Source organism: Streptococcus sp. HMSC070B10 (assembly GCF_001808665.1).
GTDB lineage: Bacteria > Bacillota > Bacilli > Lactobacillales > Streptococcaceae > Streptococcus.
In genome coordinates this window covers 52,328-67,925 of sequence record NZ_KV794215.1, presented here as the reverse complement: position 1 = coordinate 67,925, position 15,598 = coordinate 52,328, and the positions used below count along the sequence as shown (strand labels likewise).

Sequence of the window (15,598 nt, the reverse complement as noted above, 5' to 3'; positions counted from 1 at the left end):
CTAGTTTGCTCTTTGATTTTCATTGAGTATTATTTCTCTCTTTATGGCGTTCATAAGCCTTGAGTTGGCGCTGCAGTTCCTTTTTAATAGCAGGTTCTGGAGCATATTTTTCTTCCCAATCATCTGGTTTTAAGATTTTATGGGTCACTGGATCAAAATGGGCCTTGCCGTCAGGGAAAATTTTCCCCATATTGGCCTGATGGACGATATCAAAAATACGTTCTGGGTCCACCCCCATCAAGACAAAACTACCATAGGTAAAGTAAAGCGTGTCAATCAAGGCATCCACTTGCCCTACCAAATCTTGCTGGGCAGGTGTCTTCTTGGCTACTTTATCTGCTGCCTTATCAAGGGCTTGATGAAGTTGCGATAAAGCTTGACCAAAATCCTCTTCCGAAGGACTGGCAGCTCGAACAAACTCAACCAATTCTTCTATTTTAAAGCCAGCCCTGTGGGTTGCACCTTCTATATCCCAAGCTCGAGGTTCTTCTTGAGTCCGTTCATCCATCATGTGGTGGAAGGTCTTGACCTTATTGAAATGATAGTCACGGCTAACAAAGACTTTTTCTGAAGCCAAAACACCAAAATGTTCCAAGGCCTTGTGAATTCCGTCTTGCTGATTGCTGGTGGTGATGTGTTTGGCGACTTCCTTGACACTGCTACTACCATTTCCCATAGCAACTGACATACCGACACCAGCCAGCATTTCTAGATCATTATCTGAGTCACCAAAGGCCATGACTTGGTTGAGGTCAAAGCCATATTCTTTCCCAACTCGGCGTATACCTTCCAATTTAGAATTTCCCTGATTGATGACATCCGCAGCAAAAGGATTGCTACGTGTCAATTTCAAGTCTTCAAAATCAGCTGCCGCCTTCTCAGATTCTTCTGGCGTCATCAGCATCAAGACTTGGTAGATAGGTTGATTCATCAGATCAAGCAAGTCTTCTTCCTTTTGGGGAACAACCTTGCTGACCATACGATTAAAGGAATGACTCACTGTCCGAGTTAAAACTGAGGGAACGAAGCGACTGATTCGTTGGGAAAAAGAACCCAAACCAAAGGACATGATTTTAGAACCCAACATGGCATCCTTTGTCCCTAGGGCAATCTCCTTACCCTCTTTTTTAGCATACGTAATAAGCTGGCGCAAATGTAACTTGGAAATAGGACTCGTGAACAAGACTCTGTCTTTAGTAAAGATATACTGGCCATTATAGGTTACTGCGAAATCTAGATCTAAATCGTCCATCAATTCCTTAACAAAAAAAGGTCCTCGTCCTGTCGCTACGCCGACAAGCACCCCTTGTTCTTTGACTATTTTAATCGCATCCTTAGTGGATTTCAAAACACTCTTGCGATCGTTGACCAAGGTTCCATCGATATCAAAAAAAACAGCTTTGACTTCCATCCTATCCCAATCTCCCCTTTTGTGATACAATGATTATACCACATTTCAGAAAGAGTGAGTAAATCATGCCTAAGAAAATCCTTGTTTTACATACGGGTGGGACTATTTCCATGCAGGCCGATGCTTCTGGCGCTGTTGTGACAAGTTCAGATAATCCCATGAACCATGTGTCCAATCCTCTTGAAGGAATCCAAGTCCACGCCTTGGACTTTTTTAACCTACCAAGCCCCCATATCAAACCCAAACATATGCTGGCCCTCTACCAGAAAATTAAAGAGGAAGCTGCTAACTACGATGGAGTGGTGATCACACACGGAACCGATACTTTAGAGGAAACAGCCTATTTCCTTGATACCATGGAAGTTCCCCATATGCCTATCGTTCTAACAGGGGCCATGCGTAGCTCTAACGAACTCGGCAGCGACGGTGTTTATAACTATCTGAGTGCTTTACGGGTGGCTAGCGATGACAGGGCTGCGGACAAAGGGGTTTTGGTTGTTATGAACGATGAAATCCATGCTGCCAAGTATGTTACCAAAACGCATACGACCAACGTCGGCACCTTCCAGACCCCAACACATGGGCCACTTGGTCTGATTACGAAGCGGGAAATCCTCTACTTCAAAACAGCTGAATCTCGTGTTCGCTTTGACCTTAATCACATACAAGGCTTAGTCCCTATCATCTCTGCTTATGCTGGTATGACAGATGAGCTGATTGATATGCTGGATTTAGATCAATTGGATGGTTTGATTATCCAAGCCTTCGGAGCTGGTAATATTCCCAAAGAAACGGCTCAAAAATTAGAAAGCCTTCTGCAAAAAGGAATCCCAGTCGCTCTGGTATCACGATGCTTTAACGGTATTGCCGAACCTGTTTATGCCTACCAGGGTGGAGGCGTACAGTTGCAAAAATCAGGCGTTTTCTTTGTTAAAGAACTCAACGCCCAAAAAGCCCGTTTGAAACTCCTCATCGCCCTCAATGCCGGACTAACAGGACAGGCTTTGAAAGACTATATGGAAGGGTAAGTCTCTTCTCTAAAAACAAATCAGGAAATCTACACGATTCCCTGATTTTTTCTATTTACGTTTTCGTGTTGAGCGACGTTCTGTCAAACCATGAGGTAAGAGAACTTCACGTTCTTCCAACTCTTCCTTGTGCATAATCTTAGTCAACATACGCATACTTATAGCACCAAGGTCATAAAGAGGTTGGGCAATAGTGGTCAAGTTTGGACGGGTAAAGCGAGATACTTGTGAATCATCACTAGTAATGATTTCAAATTCTTCTGGTACTGACACACCCTTATCAGCAAGGCCGTTCAAGACACCTGCTGCCAACTCATCACCTGTTACAACTGCTGCAGTTGCGTTTGATGAAATCAAGCGTTCTGCCAAGGCATAACCGTCTTCATAAGTGTATTTGGATTCAAATACCAATCCTTCGCTATAAGAAATACCTGCTTTTTTCAAGGCTTCCTTGTAGCCAACCAAACGAACCTTACCATTGATGTCATCCACTAACGGACCACTAACGAAAGCAATGCGCTCGTTCTCTTTAGCAAGGTAGGTTACTGCATCAATCGTTGCTTGTTTGTAGTCAATATTGACACTTGGAAGCTGATGTTCTACATCCACAGTTCCTGCAAGAACAACTGGTGTTCGAGAACGAGAAAACTCTGAACGAATTTTTTCAGTCAAGTGGTACCCCATAAAGATGATACCATCCACTTGCTTAGAAAACAATGTATTGACAACTGAAACTTCCTTGTCATCATCCTCATCACTATTGGCAAGGACGATATTATACTTGTACATTTCAGCGATATCATCAATCCCTTTAGCAAGCGTTGAGAAATAGCCATTGGTAATATTTGGAATCACGACACCGACAGTGGTTGTCTTTTTACTTGCAAGACCACGCGCCACTGCATTTGGACGGTAATCCAAACGGTCAATCACCTCAAGCACTTTTTTTCGAGTATTCTCTTTTACATTCTTGTTGCCATTGACTACACGGCTAACTGTCGCCATTGAAACTCCTGCTTCACGGGCGACATCATAAATCGTTACTGTATCGTCTGTATTCATTCCATTTCCTTTCTATATCATACCTCACGAGACTCCAAAAAAAGAGACGGTATGAAAATTTCGTTTTCATGATTCTACTTATTCCATTTTATCACTATTTGTAAACACTTTCAAGCGTTTTTTGAAGATTATTTGAAAAAATTTCATAGGAAGCTATGTTTATGAAGAAAAAATCACCTTTTCTTGATTTTTAATCCTATTTGCTGTATGATAAGGGAAAAGAAAGGGGGAAGAAATATGGCTTTTACCAATACCCACATGCGGTCAGCTAGTTTTGGCATTGTTACCAGCTTGCCTGATGATGTCATTGACTCTTTTTGGTATATCATCGACCATTTCTTAAAAAATGTCTTTGAATTGGAAGAAGAACTCGAGTTTCAATTGCTCAATAACCAAGGAAAAATTACCTTCCACTTTTCAAGTCAACACCTCCCTACAGCCATTGATTTTGATTTTAACCATCCCTTTGACCCTCTTTATCCCCCCAGAGTCTTGATTTTAGACATGGATGGTAGAGAAACTATCCTCCTCCCAGAAGAAAATGACCTATTTTAATACTCAATGAAAATCAAAGAGCAAACTAGGAAGCTAGCCGCAGGGTTGCTCAAAACACTGTTTTGAGGTTGTGGATAGAACTGACGAAGTCAGTAACCATACCTACGGTAAGGCGACGCTGACGTGGTTTGAAGAGATTTTCGAAGAGTATAAAAACTCTAGCCTTCAGTTGCAAGTGACTGAAAACTAGAGTTTTTTCTATTGTTTCAAAGCATTATACAAGTTACGGATAGGTTGCTTTAATGTCGGATGGATGAAATGAGGCGCAATTTCCTGTAAGGACTCGAGAACAAAAAGGCGTTCCGCTATGTAAGGATGAGGCAATATAAGGTCGTCTGTATAAAGGATCTGATCCTCCACAAAGAGCAAGTCCAAATCAATCAAACGAGGTCCCCAATGCACTTCTCGCACCCTTCCCATCTCTGACTCAATGGCTAACAAGGTCTCTAATAGAACTGGGGCGGGCAACCAGGTTTCAACCTCAACCACTTGATTAGCAAAGCTATCTTGCTCGACACCTCCCCAAGGCTCCGTCGTCAAGACACTGGACTCTTTGAGAATATGGATACCTCGATTTCGCATTTTCTCAATGGCTTGTTTCAAGTTTACTTGTTTATCTCCCATATTACTTCCTAGGGCGATAAAGGCCCGTTGCTTGCGGCGATGAATGGTTACCGAGCAAGTATCTAGTGGCAAATGCACTGGCGCCCAAGGTTTTTTCAGTTCCAGCTTAATTTCTTGGACAAGAGGATAAGCCTCAAAGGTACGTTCTACCAGTTTGTAGGCTACCGTTTCAATCAAGTCCTCAGTTGTTTCCTGAAACCAAGTCGTCCACTGCTGACACAATTCTCCGTAATGGACAGAGGCCGTCAAATCCAAGTCTGTAGCCGCCTTGGTCATATCATAAGATAAGATGGCTGAAACGATAAATTTTTGCCCCAATTCCTTCTCACTAGGAAAAAGACCATGATAGGCAAAAATTTCCAAATCCTTAATCTGCAGTTGATCCATAATGATTCCTTTCTAGAAAAATCCGCCCAAAGCGGATTCTTTTATAGTCCCATTAAACGATAAGCCTGATTTCGGAGGTCCTTATCTGTTTCAAATAGACCACGAGCTACTGTCGTCAAGGTTGCAGTGCCTGGTTTTCTGACACCACGCATGCTCATACACATATGTTCCGCCTCAATGACAACAAAGGCTCCTTTAGCACCTAGATAGTCCATCAAGGCATCGGCCACTTCGATATTCAAACGTTCTTGAATTTGCGGCTTTTTCGAATAAACTTCAACCGTACGGGCTAGCTTAGACAAACCTGCCACTCGACCATCTGGAATATAGGCAATATGCGCTCTACCATAAAATGGCAAGAAGTGGTGTTCACACATGGTATGGAAAAAAATATCCTTTTCTACCACCATATTATCGTCAATAATCTCAAAGGATTTTGACAAATGTTCCTCCGCTGTTTGACCAAGACCTGAAAAAATCTCTTGGTACATACGAGCGACACGAGCAGGTGTTTCCTGCAAGCCCTCGCGATTAACGTCCTCTCCGACAGCCTCAATAATCATTTTTACAGCTGCTTCAATCTTTTGTGTATCCATTTTCGTTTTTCCTCTCCATCAGATAGGCTCTCACTTGGCTCAAGAAATACAAGGAACCTGTGACAATCCTAACTGTTTTTTTCTCTTCTTTTTTATCTGTCAATTTCTGCTCTAGAAAATCCTGCCAACCCTGATGGCTGAGATTTCTAGACTTGGCTGCCTCTTTCAGCACTTTTTCATCAGTCGCCCGACTATCGTCAAAATGTGTCAGGGTAACCTCGGTATCTTGGATTTGCTCCAACAAGTCCAACATATCCTCCAAGGCCTTGGTTTTGATACAAGTAAAGAGGATTTCCTTACGATAATCCGCAAAGCGTTCTTGCAAGGTTGCTAATAAAGCCTTGATAGCATGGGGATTGTGGGCTCCATCCAAAATCATCAAGGGATCTCTTGACACGATTTCCAAACGCCCCGACCAACTTGTTTCTTCCAAGGCTTGAGCAAGCAAAGTATTAGCTGGTAACTCTCGACCATCTTCTTGACAAAAAGTATCAAGTAAAGCTATAGCCATCCCAGCATTCTCTATCTGGTGCAAACCAAGCAGGCCAGTCTGGAAGCGACCTTGTCTGACAACACTTGTATAGTCAAAGACTTCACCTGTTACCACACTCTCTTGGTGACTAACTTGATAATCTGCCCCGTAGGCAAGTCTCGGCGCATCTTTCCCTTCCGCAATAGCGTCAATGACAACCAAAGCTTCTGGAGCGATACGACCTGTCACCAAGGGAATACCTTGTTTGATAATACCAGCTTTCTGCTCTGCTATAGCTTCCAAGGTGTCACCAAGTAGGGCTACATGGTCCAATCCAATAGTCGTGATGCCTGTTAAAATGGGATGGCAGACATTGGTACTATCCAAAAGTCCACCCATGCCGACTTCCATGATAGCCACATCTACTTGCTCTGAAGCAAAGTAGTCATAGGCTATAGCTGTAATTATCTCAAATTCAGTTGTCCCCTGCAAATTGGCAGCCGATTCCCCCTCAAGCAAAGACTGATAGTCCACCATGAGAGCTTCTAGTCTAGCCTCTGGGATAGATTCCCCATTGATGCTAATCTGGTCTGTATAATGAATGAGATAGGGCGAGCTAAACACGCCAACTCTCAGCCCTAGCTTTTCCAACATATTTTTCAAAAAAGCAATGGTCGAACCCTTGCCATTGGTCCCTCCGATATGGATGACCTTGAGTTTGAGATGGGGATTGCCACGCAAAGCTAATAGTTCCACCATTCGTTCCAAGCCAAAATGCGGTTGGTCCGTCCGATAGTGGGCAATCCACTGATTGTTTTGAATTTCTTTCATCTTATTTATATTGTTTTAAATCTAGATTTTCCGCTTCATCAGCCAGACGAATGGCGGAGGCAATTTCAACTGCCATCCTGTGACTAGCTACATCATGCACGCGCACCACTTCTACACCCTGTCTCGCAGCGATACTAGTTACATGAGCCGAAGCTGTGTCCCGATTTCGGAAACCAAGCTCTGTCTCAGGATTGACCTCAAACCCACTTTCTTCAAGGATATTGATGACAAACCGCTTGCGCGACACTCCAAGAAAGATTGGATAGCCCTTCTGATGGAGTTTATCCAGGTCCCGTAAAAGAAGCAAATTTTCTTTCTTGGTCAGACCAAAGCCAATTCCTGGATCCAACAGGATATTTTCTAGTGCAATACCAGCTTCCTCTGCTCTCGCTAAGGCTCTATCAAAGAAAGCCTCCATCAAGTCTTCGATTGGCATTTTTTCAAAGTCAGCTAACTCTTCCTCTGTAAAAGCTTGACCAAAACCAAAATGAGGAAATATGAGCGAGCTAGGATGCTGAGGTCGCGCCATGACTGGATTAAACATAATGACTACTTTCGCACCAGCCTTAGCAACCACATCCGCCATTTTTTCATCACCCATGAGACCAGTGATATCATTGACTAGATTAGCACCAGCAGCCAAAACAGCCTCTGCCACCTGACTTTTCCAAGTATCAATAGAGATGAGGACATCACTTTCCTTGCGAATAGCTTTGATTACTGGAACAACACGCTGGATTTCCTCTTCTATCTCAACATAGCTACTTCCCGGCCGAGTCGATTCTCCACCGATATCTAGCATGCTGGCTCCTTCTGCTATCAATTTACGAGCCTGCTGGAGTGCCTGCTCAAGAGCAAAAAATTGACCACCGTCCGAAAAGGAGTCTGGGGTTACATTGATAATTCCGCAAATAGCTGTCTTTGCATGATTGGCTTTACTTGACATATCGGTCACTCCCTCAAGGCTTTTCACCATATTATTTCTCTATTTTACCATAAAAAGAAAAAGATGGACACGATTGCATTCATCTTTTTCCCAGTAGAAACAAGTAAGCAATTGTCAAAAATCTTAAACAGAAATCCCTAATGTCCGACTCAAAATCACCACGAGAGCCAACAAACAGAAAGCAACCCCATTCACAATCATGTGAAGTAAGATAGACATTTCCAAACGTTGGGTCTTGTAAGCCGTCCAAGATAGAACTGTCGACATACCTCCATAAATCAATAAAGAAGGTAAATTACTTGGTTGATGCAATAAAGCAAACACAATCGTACCGACTACAAATCCCAAGTTCTCCTTTCCTCGGAAAATCTTTTTAGGAACAATCCCACGGCACAAGATTTCCTCACAAATCGGAGCAAGCAAAGCCAGCAAGAAGAAACTGGAAATCAGAGAACTATTCTGAACCATATCGTTAATCTGAGACTGGTTACTTGTTGTCGTCTCATTTGACAGTTGTAACAAGATAGAACCAAGTATATTTGACCCGATAATAACTAAATAACTCAAGCCCAAACGTGCCAAATCCTTCGCTCTAAAAAAAGAAAAATTAAAACTTGCTAACTGCGTTTTACGAGCTCCAATAATAAATAGTGCCAGAACTACAATCGAAATACCAGCAACTATCAGTCCTGACTGCAACAGTGGTACTGCATTTAAAGTTAAAATAGCAGTAACCCCTATAGGAATCTGATATAAAATTGTCGCCAGCAAAAAGATTAACAACCAACCTACACGATTCAATAATTCTTTCCACATATTTTTCTCTTTCATCACCTATCTCCTTGGTATTAAAAAAGGGGAAAAATCCCCCTGGGTAATCCTATTATAAGGCCATGCTAATATAGTTAAGGATAAATAAGGCATCCAAAATCCAAATCATGACATGAACATCTTTAGCTTGACCTTTGACAAGCTTAGTCAAAGTGTAAGTCAAGAAACCAACTGCAATCCCTTGAGTGATAGAGTAGCTGAATCCCATAAAGATAGATGTGAAGAAAGCAGGAACCGCTTCAGCCATATCGTCCCAATGGATATTTTTCAAGCTACCAAGCATCATAATTCCAACAATAATCAAGATTGGAGCTGTAGCAGATGAAGGTACGATAGCTAACAGTGGGCTAAAGAAGCTTGAGATCGCAAAACAAATTGCCACGACCAAGGCTGTCAAACCAGTACGTCCACCTGCACCGATACCAGCAGCAGACTCAACATAAGTCGTTACGTTCGAAGTACCAGCGATGGCGCCAATTGAAGTACCAATCAAGTCAGAGTAAAGAGCCTTGTCCAACTTAGCTGATTGGTGGTTTTCACCATTTGTCGCTACGATACCAACTTTTTCACCTGTACCGATCAAGGTACCAATCGTGTCAAAAATATCTGTCAATGAGAAGGCTAGAATGGCCATCAGAGTTTCAGGCAAGCGAGCTGTATCTGAAATCAAAGCTCCCAAACCTTCTGAACCAAGAGCTGCACCAAAAACTACCTTCAAATCTTCAAAGGCTGCACCAACATGGTTATTAGCAAAATCGATACTAGACAAATCTACCAAACCAACTGCGATAGCAAGAACAGTTGTTGTCAAGATAGAGAGGATAATTCCCCCTTTAATTCCTTTGATAACAAAGAAGATTGTGATAGCAAGTCCTGCAAGAGCCACCAAAACAGCTGGATTATTAAAGTCAACTAATCCTGGAACCGCTGAAGAGTTCGCTGCAATCGTTGCTTTAGCTTTGTCAGCCCCTTCTCCTACAACAGTATAGTTACCTGGATCAATCGTAAATTTCAAAAGTCCAGCATTCTTAATCCCTACATAGGCAAGGAAGACACCGATACCGGCTGAAATAGCTGAGCGAAGGGCATTTGGAATCGATTCAATGATCATTTTACGAACATTTGTCAAGGTAATAATCAATGAGATGACACCACAGATGAAGACCATAGCTAAGGCTTCTTGCCAAGAATAACCAAGTCCAAATACGACTGTAAAGGTAAAGAAGGCATTTAGTCCCATACCTGGTGCTTGGGCATAAGGTAAGTTAGCGTAAAAAGCCATCATCAAGGTACCAGCTACTGCACCAATAATCGTCGCTAAGAAGACACCCTGAGCAGGCATCCCTGTTTGTGAAAGAATTTGTGGGTTTACAAAGAGAATATAGCTCATTGCAAAGAAAGTTGTTAAACCAGCGAGAACCTCTGTACGAACGTCTGTACCGTTCTCTTTTAGTTTAAATAATTTGTCCATTATCAATCTCCTTTTAATTTTTACGAACAATAATAGAATTATATCATTTATCATTCACTTTTTCAATATCTTTGTTTGATTTATTTAAGAATTTGATGAAATTTCATTTTTTGTTTGGACTCTGCTTTTCTGCCTGCTTTCTGTTATAATAGTAGACATCTTATCTGAAAAGACACTAGAAAGGTCCCTATGACGAAAAAAATTATTGCAGTTGATTTGGATGGAACCCTGCTCAACTCAGACAGTCAAATTTCTGACTTTACAAAAGAAACCATAAAAAAAGTTGTTGAAAAAGGCCATCAGGTTATTATTACGACAGGTCGCCCTTACCGTATGTCAAAAGATTTTTACCGTGAACTGGGCTTAGACACTCCTATGATTAATTTCAACGGTTCCCTTACTCATTTACCAGACCAAGTTTGGGATTTTGAAAAGTGTCTAACTGTAGACAAAAAATATCTGCTAGACATGGTTCAACGTTCAGAGGACATTCAAGCCGATTTTATCGCTGGAGAATATCGTAAAAAATTCTACATTACAAATCCTAATGAAGAAATTGCCAATCCCAAACTATTTGGTGTGGAAGCATTCCAACCCGAAGATCAATTCCAGCCTGAGTTAGTCACCAAAGATCCTAACTGTATTCTGCTGCAGACCAGAGCCAGTGACAAGTATGCCCTTGCAAAAGAAATGAACGCCTTCTACCAGCATCAACTGTCTATCAATACTTGGGGTGGTCCGCTCAATATCCTTGAGTGTACCCCAAAAGGAGTCAACAAGGCCTTTGCTTTGGACTACTTGCTCAAGGTAATGAACCGCGACAAAAAGGATTTGATTGCCTTTGGAGATGAACACAATGATACCGAAATGCTCGCTTTTGCTGGAAAGGGCTATGCCATGAAAAATGCCAACCCAGAGCTACTCCCTTATGCGGATGAGCAAATTTCCCTGACAAATGACCAAGACGGGGTTGCCAAAACCCTGCAAGATTTATTCTTATAGTCCATTCTGACCAGCTTGCAAGCTGGTCTTTGTGCTCTTTTCACAGTCTCATCAACCAGTTAATCGATTGTTCTATTTTTTGCCTCCAAAACCTTGGAAAAGGCTTTCTTTTGTGATATACTTCACATATAAATACAAGAGAGCTCGTCATACTCGACTCTGTTGACACAAAATCAATCCAGTCCTGTTTCTCCTGCTCTCAGTTAATATCAAGGAGGATAGCTATGAAAGCTGTTGTTGTAAATCCAGAAAGCACTGGTGTTGCTGTTGAAGAAAAAGTACTCCGTCCACTTGAAACTGGAGAAGCACTTGTAGAGATTGAATACTGTGGTGTTTGCCACACTGACCTCCACGTTGCCCATGGTGACTTTGGTCAAGTACCAGGACGCGTCCTAGGACACGAAGGTGTTGGTATCGTTAAAGAAATTGCCCCAGATGTTAAAAGCCTTAAAGTCGGTGACCGCGTCAGCGTTGCTTGGTTCTTTGAAGGATGTGGTACTTGCGAATACTGTACAACTGGCCGTGAAACTCTTTGCCGTACAGTGAAAAATGCTGGCTACTCAGTAGATGGTGGTATGGCTGAACAATGTATTGTAACTGCAGACTATGCTGTCAAAGTTCCTGACGGACTTGATCCAGCCCAAGCCTCTTCTATCACATGTGCTGGTGTAACAACCTATAAAGCTATTAAAGAAGCAAAAGTTGAACCAGGCCAATGGGTTGTTCTTTACGGTGCTGGTGGACTTGGTAACCTAGCTGTTCAATACGCTAAAAAAGTATTCAATGCTCATGTCATCGCAGTTGATATCAATAACGACAAACTTGCCCTTGCAAAAGAGGTCGGTGCTGATATCGTTATTAACGGCCTAGAAGTTGATGATGTACCTGGACTCATCAAGGAAAAAACTGATGGTGGAGCTCATTCAGCTGTCGTAACTGCTGTATCTAAAGTTGCCTTCAATCAGGCTGTTGACTCAGTTCGTGCCGGTGGTCGCGTAGTCGCTGTTGGTCTTCCTTCTGAAATGATGGAACTAAGTATCGTAAAAACCGTTCTAGATGGAATCCAAGTCATCGGTTCTCTTGTTGGAACTCGTAAAGACTTGGAAGAAGCCTTCCAATTCGGTGCAGAAGGTTTGGTAGTTCCAGTTGTTCAAAAACGCCCAGTCGAAGATGCCGTAGCTATTTTCGACGAAATGGAAAAAGGTCAAATCCAAGGACGTATGGTACTCGACTTCACCCACTAATCTAATAAAAACCTATTTTAAAAGTTGGAATGCGCTTCCAACTTTTTTATATTAAATTTTTTAATAAGGATTCAAAAAAACTTCTCTAAAACTCAATATATCAATATTTTCAGATGTAATCTTTTTAATTATTTTATGATAAATAGTTGATTTTTAGATGAAAACGGTTTATACTTAAAAAGTCTTAAAGTTTTCTTAAAAGAAAACTGAAACAACAAAAAGGAGGAATGACAATAATGAGTATCGGAATCATTATTGCGAGCCACGGCGAATTTGCTGCGGGTATTCATCAGTCAGGATCTATGATCTTTGGTGAACAAGAAAAGGTTCAAGTTGTAACCTTTATGCCAAATGAAGGTCCTGATGATCTATACGCTAAGTTTAATAACGCTGTTGCTGCATTTGACGCAGAGGATGAGGTTCTAGTTTTGGCTGACCTTTGGAGTGGATCTCCATTTAACCAAGCTAGCCGCGTGATGGGAGAAAATCCTGAGCGTAAGTTTGCCATCATCACAGGACTGAACTTACCGATGTTAATTCAAGCCTATACAGAGCGCCTGATGGACGCTGCTGCAGGTGTAGAAAAAGTCGCTGCGAATATCATTAAAGAAGCCAAAGATGGCATCAAAGCTCTTCCAGAAGAGCTAAACCCAGTTGAGGAAGTAGCAAGCGTTGCAGCTGCTCCAGTTGCCCAAGCTGCGATTCCAGAAGGAACTGTTATCGGTGATGGGAAACTCAAAATCAACCTTGCTCGCTTAGACACTCGTCTACTTCACGGTCAGGTTGCAACTGCTTGGACTCCAGATTCAAAAGCAGACCGTATCATCGTTGCTTCAGATAACGTTGCCAACGACGATCTTCGTAAAGAATTGATTAAACAAGCAGCTCCAAATAATGTCAGAGCCAATGTGGTTCCAATTCAAAAATTGATCGAGGTTTCAAAAGACCCACGCTTTGGAGAAACACATGCCCTTATCTTGTTTGAAACACCTCAAGATGCCCTTCGTGCAATCGAAGGTGGCGTGCCAATCAAGACCCTTAACGTAGGATCAATGGCTCACTCAACAGGTAAAACAATGGTCAACAACGTTTTGTCTATGGACAAAGATGACGTTGCTACATTTGAAAAAATGCGTGACCTCGGTGTTGAATTTGACGTACGTAAAGTACCAAACGACACGAAAAAAGATTTGTTTGACTTGATTAACAAAGCCAACGTTCAATAATAGACATTAAACTATAGAAGAATCCTAAGAAAATTTTTCACTTTATTATCATTAAATAGAAAAGGAATAAAACCATGTCAGATATTTCAATTATTTCTGCTGTCTTGGTTGTAGTTGTTGCCTTCCTTGCAGGTCTTGAAGGTATCCTCGACCAATTCCAATTCCATCAACCAATCGTCGCATGTACCCTTATCGGACTTGCAACTGGTAACCTCGAAGCAGGGGTTATGCTTGGTGGATCACTTCAAATGATTGCCCTTGGTTGGGCAAATATCGGAGCTGCCGTAGCTCCTGACGCTGCTCTTGCATCTGTTGCCGCAGCAATCATCTTGATCAAAGGTGGTAACTTTACTACTGAAGGTATCGCCGTTGCAACAGCAACAGCTATCCCTCTTGCCGTAGCTGGACTTTTCTTGACAATGATTGTTCGTACAATCTCAGTTGGTTTGGTTCACACTGCAGATGCTGCTGCTAAAGAAGGAAATATTGCGGCTGTTGAACGTGCTCACTTTATCGCACTTCTTCTTCAAGGTCTTCGTATTGCTATCCCTGCTGCCTTCCTTATCGCTATCCCAGCTTCTGCCGTTCAAGATGCTCTTAAATTGATGCCAGACTGGCTGAACGGTGGTATGGCTGTCGGTGGTGCTATGGTCGTTGCCGTTGGTTACGCTATGGTTATCAACATGATGGCAACTCGTGAAGTATGGCCATTCTTCGCAATCGGTTTTGCTTTTGCTGCCATTTCTCAATTGACTTTGATTGCCCTTGGTGTAGTCGGTGTTGCCCTTGCCTTCATCTACCTTAACCTTTCAAAACAAGGTGGTAACGGTGGCGGAGGAGCTGCGACTTCTAACGACCCAATCGGTGATATCCTAGAAGACTACTAGAAAGGGGAACAATCATGACTGAAAAACTTCAATTATCAAAATCAGATCGTAAAAAAGTTTGGTGGCGTTCACAATTCCTTCAAGGTTCTTGGAACTACGAGCGTATGCAAAACTTGGGTTGGGCTTATTCATTGATCCCAGCTATCAAAAAATTGTACACTACTAAAGAAGACCAAGCTGCTGCTCTTGAGCGTCACCTTGAGTTCTTCAACACACACCCATACGTAGCTGCTCCAATCATGGGGGTTACTCTTGCACTTGAAGAAGAACGTGCGAACGGTGTTGAAATCGACGACGCTGCTATCCAAGGGGTTAAAATCGGTATGATGGGACCTCTTGCTGGTATCGGTGACCCAGTATTCTGGTTTACAGTTCGTCCTATCCTTGGAGCTCTTGGTGCATCACTTGCTGCATCTGGTAACTTGGTTGGTCCACTTCTCTTCTTCTTCGGATGGAACGCTATCCGTATGGCCTTCCTATGGTACACACAAGAGTTTGGTTACAAGGCTGGTTCTGAAATCACTAAAGACATGTCTGGTGGTATCTTGAAAGACATCACTAAAGGTGCTTCTATCCTTGGTATGTTCATTCTTGCCGTCCTTGTACAACGTTGGGTATCGATCAACTTCACTGTTAACCTTCCTGGTAAACAATTGGCTGAAGGTGCCTACATCAACTTCCCAGAAGGTCCTGTATCAGGTGCTGAATTGAAAGGTATCCTTGGTCAAGCACTAGGGGGATTGAGCCTAGATAAGATTCAACCACAAACCCTTCAAGGTCAGTTGAACTCATTGATTCCAGGATTGATGGGACTTCTCCTTACTTTCCTTTGCATGTGGTTGCTTAAGAAAAAAGTATCACCTATCTCAATCATCCTTGCACTCTTTGCAGTAGGTATCGCAGCTCGTTTCTTCGGTATCATGTAATCAAGCAACTTAAAAGGAACCAGGTTCTAAGCCTGATTCCTTTTTTCTATGCTTTTATACTCAATGAAAATCAAATTCAAACCACGTCAGCGTCGCCTT

15 protein-coding genes are annotated in these 15,598 nt (G+C 42.3%); 7 read left to right on the top strand and 8 right to left on the bottom strand.

The features are described from left to right. Positions 1-19 precede the first annotated feature (19 nt). Complete coding sequence (locus tag HMPREF2613_RS09710) at positions 20-1,411, bottom strand: Cof-type HAD-IIB family hydrolase (protein ID WP_070480156.1); 1,392 nt, start codon at positions 1,409-1,411, stop codon at positions 20-22. Positions 1,412-1,476: 65 nt separating this feature from the next. Here HMPREF2613_RS09710 and HMPREF2613_RS09705 point away from each other — a divergent pair, with 65 nt between their 5' ends. Beyond that, positions 1,477-2,439, top strand: coding sequence for an asparaginase (locus HMPREF2613_RS09705; protein WP_070480155.1), 963 nt, complete (start codon positions 1,477-1,479; stop codon positions 2,437-2,439). A gap of 51 nt (positions 2,440-2,490) precedes the next feature. On the opposite strand, the gene ccpA is transcribed toward HMPREF2613_RS09705, so the two are convergent. Continuing rightward, complete coding sequence (gene ccpA / locus HMPREF2613_RS09700; RefSeq protein WP_001090628.1) at positions 2,491-3,501, bottom strand: catabolite control protein A; 1,011 nt, start codon at positions 3,499-3,501, stop codon at positions 2,491-2,493. Between the two features lie 237 nt (positions 3,502-3,738). Here ccpA and HMPREF2613_RS09695 point away from each other — a divergent pair, with 237 nt between their 5' ends. Further along, positions 3,739-4,056 (top strand): DUF960 domain-containing protein, encoded by a 318-nt coding sequence (locus HMPREF2613_RS09695; protein WP_070480154.1) that lies wholly within the window; start codon positions 3,739-3,741, stop codon positions 4,054-4,056. A 198-nt stretch (positions 4,057-4,254) separates the two neighbouring features. Here HMPREF2613_RS09695 and folK read toward each other — a convergent pair whose 3' ends face one another. The 6 genes from folK to HMPREF2613_RS09660 all read right to left on the bottom strand — a co-directional run bounded on the left by folK (position 4,255) and on the right by HMPREF2613_RS09660 (position 10,214). Continuing rightward, positions 4,255-5,067, bottom strand: coding sequence for a 2-amino-4-hydroxy-6-hydroxymethyldihydropteridine diphosphokinase (folK, locus tag HMPREF2613_RS09685; protein ID WP_070480153.1), 813 nt, complete (start codon positions 5,065-5,067; stop codon positions 4,255-4,257). A gap of 41 nt (positions 5,068-5,108) precedes the next feature. After that, on the bottom strand, positions 5,109-5,663 hold the full coding sequence (folE, locus tag HMPREF2613_RS09680) for a GTP cyclohydrolase I FolE (protein ID WP_070480152.1): 555 nt from the start codon (positions 5,661-5,663) through the stop codon (positions 5,109-5,111). Then, positions 5,644-6,966 carry a bifunctional folylpolyglutamate synthase/dihydrofolate synthase gene (locus HMPREF2613_RS09675; RefSeq protein ID WP_070480151.1) on the bottom strand — a complete coding sequence of 441 codons (1,323 nt, stop codon included), beginning with the start codon at positions 6,964-6,966 and terminating at the stop codon, positions 5,644-5,646. The genes folE and HMPREF2613_RS09675 overlap by 20 nt, the downstream gene beginning before the upstream one ends. 1 nt (position 6,967) lies before the next feature. Then, positions 6,968-7,942 (bottom strand): dihydropteroate synthase, encoded by a 975-nt coding sequence (gene folP / locus HMPREF2613_RS09670; RefSeq protein WP_070480150.1) that lies wholly within the window; start codon positions 7,940-7,942, stop codon positions 6,968-6,970. A gap of 93 nt (positions 7,943-8,035) precedes the next feature. After that, positions 8,036-8,743, bottom strand: coding sequence for a CPBP family intramembrane glutamic endopeptidase (locus tag HMPREF2613_RS09665; protein WP_070480149.1), 708 nt, complete (start codon positions 8,741-8,743; stop codon positions 8,036-8,038). Positions 8,744-8,795: 52 nt separating this feature from the next. Then, on the bottom strand, positions 8,796-10,214 hold the full coding sequence (locus HMPREF2613_RS09660) for an NCS2 family permease (protein WP_070480148.1): 1,419 nt from the start codon (positions 10,212-10,214) through the stop codon (positions 8,796-8,798). A gap of 189 nt (positions 10,215-10,403) precedes the next feature. Between HMPREF2613_RS09660 and HMPREF2613_RS09655 the strand changes: the two genes are divergently transcribed. From HMPREF2613_RS09655 to HMPREF2613_RS09635, 5 genes are all read left to right on the top strand, one after another. Then, positions 10,404-11,216, top strand: a complete 813-nt coding sequence (locus tag HMPREF2613_RS09655; RefSeq protein WP_061590020.1) for a Cof-type HAD-IIB family hydrolase — start codon at positions 10,404-10,406, stop codon at positions 11,214-11,216. Between the two features lie 224 nt (positions 11,217-11,440). Continuing rightward, positions 11,441-12,460 carry an alcohol dehydrogenase AdhP gene (adhP, locus tag HMPREF2613_RS09650; RefSeq protein ID WP_000649182.1) on the top strand — a complete coding sequence of 340 codons (1,020 nt, stop codon included), beginning with the start codon at positions 11,441-11,443 and terminating at the stop codon, positions 12,458-12,460. A 236-nt stretch (positions 12,461-12,696) separates the two neighbouring features. Then, entirely contained in the window at positions 12,697-13,686 is a 990-nt protein-coding gene (locus HMPREF2613_RS09645; RefSeq protein WP_070480147.1) for a PTS sugar transporter subunit IIB, read from the top strand. Positions 13,687-13,760: 74 nt separating this feature from the next. Continuing rightward, positions 13,761-14,573, top strand: a complete 813-nt coding sequence (locus tag HMPREF2613_RS09640; RefSeq protein WP_001280328.1) for a PTS mannose/fructose/sorbose transporter subunit IIC — start codon at positions 13,761-13,763, stop codon at positions 14,571-14,573. Between the two features lie 14 nt (positions 14,574-14,587). Next, positions 14,588-15,499 carry a PTS system mannose/fructose/sorbose family transporter subunit IID gene (locus HMPREF2613_RS09635; protein WP_000136858.1) on the top strand — a complete coding sequence of 304 codons (912 nt, stop codon included), beginning with the start codon at positions 14,588-14,590 and terminating at the stop codon, positions 15,497-15,499. The last annotated feature ends 99 nt before the right edge of the window (positions 15,500-15,598 follow it).

Coding starts and splice junctions, on each gene's coding strand:
- HMPREF2613_RS09665 (WP_070480149.1), bottom strand. CDS start 8,743: ATGAAAGAGAAAAATATGTGGAAAGAATTATTGAATCGTGTAGGTTGG.
- HMPREF2613_RS09705 (WP_070480155.1), top strand. CDS start 1,477: ATGCCTAAGAAAATCCTTGTTTTACATACGGGTGGGACTATTTCCATG.
- HMPREF2613_RS09635 (WP_000136858.1), top strand. CDS start 14,588: ATGACTGAAAAACTTCAATTATCAAAATCAGATCGTAAAAAAGTTTGG.
- HMPREF2613_RS09675 (WP_070480151.1), bottom strand. CDS start 6,966: ATGAAAGAAATTCAAAACAATCAGTGGATTGCCCACTATCGGACGGAC.
- HMPREF2613_RS09695 (WP_070480154.1), top strand. CDS start 3,739: ATGGCTTTTACCAATACCCACATGCGGTCAGCTAGTTTTGGCATTGTT.
- adhP (WP_000649182.1), top strand. CDS start 11,441: ATGAAAGCTGTTGTTGTAAATCCAGAAAGCACTGGTGTTGCTGTTGAA.
- HMPREF2613_RS09710 (WP_070480156.1), bottom strand. CDS start 1,411: ATGGAAGTCAAAGCTGTTTTTTTTGATATCGATGGAACCTTGGTCAAC.
- folP (WP_070480150.1), bottom strand. CDS start 7,942: ATGGTGAAAAGCCTTGAGGGAGTGACCGATATGTCAAGTAAAGCCAAT.
- folK (WP_070480153.1), bottom strand. CDS start 5,067: ATGGATCAACTGCAGATTAAGGATTTGGAAATTTTTGCCTATCATGGT.
- HMPREF2613_RS09660 (WP_070480148.1), bottom strand. CDS start 10,214: ATGGACAAATTATTTAAACTAAAAGAGAACGGTACAGACGTTCGTACA.
- ccpA (WP_001090628.1), bottom strand. CDS start 3,501: ATGAATACAGACGATACAGTAACGATTTATGATGTCGCCCGTGAAGCA.
- HMPREF2613_RS09655 (WP_061590020.1), top strand. CDS start 10,404: ATGACGAAAAAAATTATTGCAGTTGATTTGGATGGAACCCTGCTCAAC.
- folE (WP_070480152.1), bottom strand. CDS start 5,663: ATGGATACACAAAAGATTGAAGCAGCTGTAAAAATGATTATTGAGGCT.
- HMPREF2613_RS09640 (WP_001280328.1), top strand. CDS start 13,761: ATGTCAGATATTTCAATTATTTCTGCTGTCTTGGTTGTAGTTGTTGCC.
- HMPREF2613_RS09645 (WP_070480147.1), top strand. CDS start 12,697: ATGAGTATCGGAATCATTATTGCGAGCCACGGCGAATTTGCTGCGGGT.